This is a genomic window from Brooklawnia sp. (genome assembly GCF_049651565.1).
Lineage (GTDB): Bacteria > Actinomycetota > Actinomycetes > Propionibacteriales > Propionibacteriaceae > Brooklawnia.
Window position 1 is genome coordinate 1 of the sequence record NZ_JBASCI010000011.1, and the last position, 3,170, is coordinate 3,170.

3 protein-coding genes and 1 pseudogene are annotated in these 3,170 nt (G+C 69.4%); 1 reads left to right on the forward strand and 3 read right to left on the reverse strand.

Annotated features, from left to right (window positions below):
* Window positions 1-152: 152 nt before the first annotated feature.
* Window positions 153-1,013, reverse strand: a pseudogene (locus WBL05_RS00485) (phosphoribosylaminoimidazolesuccinocarboxamide synthase); the annotation flags it as partial.
* A 126-nt stretch (window positions 1,014-1,139) separates the two neighbouring features.
* Here WBL05_RS00485 and WBL05_RS00490 point away from each other — a divergent pair.
* Window positions 1,140-2,150 (forward strand): DUF2207 family protein, encoded by a 1,011-nt coding sequence (locus tag WBL05_RS00490; protein ID WP_424223036.1) that lies wholly within the window; start codon window positions 1,140-1,142, stop codon window positions 2,148-2,150.
* Between the two features lie 6 nt (window positions 2,151-2,156).
* Here WBL05_RS00490 and WBL05_RS00495 read toward each other — a convergent pair whose 3' ends face one another.
* Together WBL05_RS00495 and WBL05_RS00500 are read right to left on the reverse strand one after the other, a co-directional pair.
* Window positions 2,157-2,723: an NADPH-dependent FMN reductase gene (locus WBL05_RS00495; RefSeq protein ID WP_424223037.1), complete on the reverse strand. Its 567-nt coding sequence runs from the start codon at window positions 2,721-2,723 to the stop codon at window positions 2,157-2,159.
* Between the two features lie 92 nt (window positions 2,724-2,815).
* On the reverse strand, window positions 2,816-3,170 hold a 355-nt coding region (locus WBL05_RS00500), incomplete at its 5' end, for a hypothetical protein (protein WP_424223038.1).

A 3,170-nucleotide genomic window follows, 5' to 3' on the forward strand; every position in this document is an offset into this window, starting at 1 on the left:
CCGACGGCAAAACGCATGGACGCCACACACCCCACAAAGGGGCGCTCCCGGCACGCAGCCTAAGAACCAGCCGACTGATGATCAGGATCCAACCACCGCAACAGCGGTACCACCACCCTGACACTGACGGCAGCCTACCGCGCAGGCAACTCCAGTTCGGCGCCGGTCAAGCGACGATAGGCCTCCAGGTAGCGCGCTCGCGTCGCCGCCACCACGTCGGCGGGCAGCGGGGGCGGCGGGGCCTCCCCGGCGCGGTCCCAGCCCGACTCGTGTACCAGCCAGTCACGCAGGTACTGCTTGTCGAAGCTGGCCAGCCGCCCGGACGCCCACTGTTCGGCGTCCCAGAACCTGGACGAGTCGGGCGTCAGCACCTCGTCGGCCAGCACCAGCGTCCCGTCGGCCCGCAACCCGAACTCGAACTTCGTGTCCGCCAGGACGATGCCACGCTCGCGCGCCAGCCGCTCGGCGCGGCGGTAGATCGCCAGCGTGGCGTCCCGCACTCGCCCAGCCAGGTCGTCGCCGACCTGCGCGCGCATCCGGGCGAACGTGATGTTCTCGTCGTGCTCCCCCAGCGGCGCCTTGCGGGCCGGGGTGAAGATCGGCTCGGGCAACCGGGAACCGTCGTGCAACCCGTCGGGCAGCGCGATCCCCGTCACGGTGCCGGAATGCTGGTACTCCGCCCAGCCCGACCCGGTCAGGTAGCCGCGCGCCACCGCCTCGACCGGCACCATCTCCAGCCGCTCCACCACCAGCGCACGTCCGGCCACCTCGGCTGGCACATCGGTGGACACCAGGTGGTTGGCCACCAGGTCGGCCAGTTGGCCGAACCACCACACCGACAGCTGGGTGAGTACCACTCCCTTGTCGGGGATCGGGGTGGCCAGCACGTGGTCGTAGGCCGACACGTTGTCGGTGGCCACCATCAACATCAGGTTCGGATCGTCCAGCGCGTACAGCTCACGCACCTTCCCGGCGTGCAGCAGCGGCAGACCCAACCCAGTGAACTGACTCACCCGGGACAGCCTAGTGATCGCGCGACACTCGCAGAGGCCACAGATGGATTGCCGGACGCTCCCGGCGTGTGGTGCACTCTAGAGTTGACGACGGAGGTGCACGTGCCTGGCTTTGAACTGCATGCGATGATCGTCGGTCTGGTCCTGATGACCGCTGCCATCATCGTCGTGTTCACCCAGCGCCAGCGCGCCCACCACGACAACCCGGCACCGAACCCCGGGCTGCTGCAGCCGGCGCCGACCGGACTTCCGCCGGCCGGCATGACCCCCGGCATGGTCGGCCCGCTCCGGGACGGCGAGGTGGAGGCCCGCGACCTGCGCCTGACCCTGGTCGACCTGGCTGCGCGCGGCTTCCTCTCAATCACCCCGCTCGTCGATGACCACGGGCACAGCTACGACTGGGTGGTCCGCCGCACGTCGCGGCCACTCGGCAATTCGCTGCACGACTTCGAGAAGGTGCTGCTGACCCAGCCGTTCGAGCCCGACTCCCCCGACTCCGCGCCGCGTTCCTCGATCACGCTCAGCGGGTTGGCCACCCTGGACTCCCGGCCGCTGCTCGCCGCCGAGGCCGCGCTGCTCAGCGAGTTGCGCGACAAGGGCTGGCTGAACGCCGACGACCACCACAACCATTCACCATGGGGATGGGTCGGTGCGCTGCTGCTGGTGGTTGGCCTGCTGCTGACCGCGTTCATGCTGATCGACTGGCTGGCGACCAACGACTTCCGCGGTGTGATCGGTGGTCTGGCGACAGTGGCCGCCGGCGTCCTGCTGGCCTCGCTGGGACGCCGCCACGTGGTGCACACCGACGCCGGCACGAAGGCCCGCGCTGAGGCTGCCGCCTTCCGTGACCTGCTCGGCGACCTGAAGGCAGAGGATCTGCCGCCGACCACGATTGCGACGACCTTCAACCAGATGCTGCCCTGGGCGCTCGCCTTCGGCGGCCAGCAGCACTTCGCGCGCACGGTGGACGAGGAACTGCGCCGTTCGGCCAGTTGGGGCCGCCCCGCCAGACTCGACCTGGCTTGGTACCCGACCGACAACTCCGGCAGCGCGGAGGACTTCACCAAGCGGCTGGCAGTGCTGGTGAACCGGTGGCTGTCCGGCAGTGCGCCGCGCCGCCGGCTCGCCTCGCGCTGAGGACGGTCAGGCGCGCGGCAGGACTGTCAGCACCCGTTCGATGTGAGTCCGGAACTCCTGCATGAAGGTGGTCAGGATTGCGCGAGTCCCTTCGTCGGTGACCTCGCCGTCGGTCCCGTAGACCTCCGGGTCGAACTTGATGTACGCCTCGGGGGAGGTCATCTGGCGGGCGTTGCAGAAGCTGAGCACACCCCGCACGCTCTGCTGGGCCAGCGCGGTGCCGATATTGCCCGGCGAGGCCCCGATCACGGCGGCCGGCACATGGTCGAACGAGTTCTGACCGTACGGCCGCGACGCCCAGTCGAGGGCGTTCTTGAGCGGCCCCGGGATCGACCGGTTGTACTCGGGAGTGATGATCAGGATCGCCTGGGCCGCCTCGATCGCCCGCTTCAGCTCGGTCACTGCCTGCGGCGGATCCATCTCATCGTCGCGGTTGAACAGGGGCAGGTCACCAATGGGGATCTCGGTGAGCTCCAGGTCATCGGGGGCGAGCTTCACCAGAGCCTTGCTGAGCACCCTGTTGATGGAATCCTTCGACAGGCTGCCCACGAAGTACCCAACTCTGTACACCATCTGCGAACTCCTTCCTTCACGGACCGGAACCGGAGGACCCATCGTCGCCCCGGCCAAATGCGAGGCACAAGCCCCTGCAGGATGATCGGCGGTCACGAGAACTCCGCGCTCGACCACACCCGCCCCGACTGGCCCACCAGCTCGAGGCGCTGGATGCCACCCTCCGGAAGCGGCACCACCCAGGTGCCGGACGCCTGTTCCGAGCCGTAGCCGGCGTCCAGGCTCCACGTCCCGGCGTCGCGGCGCTGGCCGTCCTGGCCGACCACAACGCAGCCGTAGCTGGCCCCAGGGCGGGCCCGGGTGACCGCGACGAACAGCAACTCCCGGCTGTTGGTCGCGGAGATGCCGGCGCTGCCGACCGCCTCACCGTCGGCCGTCAACAGCGGTGAGGCGGCACCGGGTGCGTACGACGGGGGCCCGGGCGACGGCCGCAGGGCGGACCAGGCC

Bases quoted from the DNA above. Each gene is read 5' to 3' on its own strand.
- WBL05_RS00490 (WP_424223036.1), top strand. From the start codon at position 1,140: ATGATCGTCGGTCTGGTCCTGATGACCGCTGCCATCATCGTCGTGTTC.
- WBL05_RS00495 (WP_424223037.1), bottom strand. From the start codon at position 2,723: ATGGTGTACAGAGTTGGGTACTTCGTGGGCAGCCTGTCGAAGGATTCC.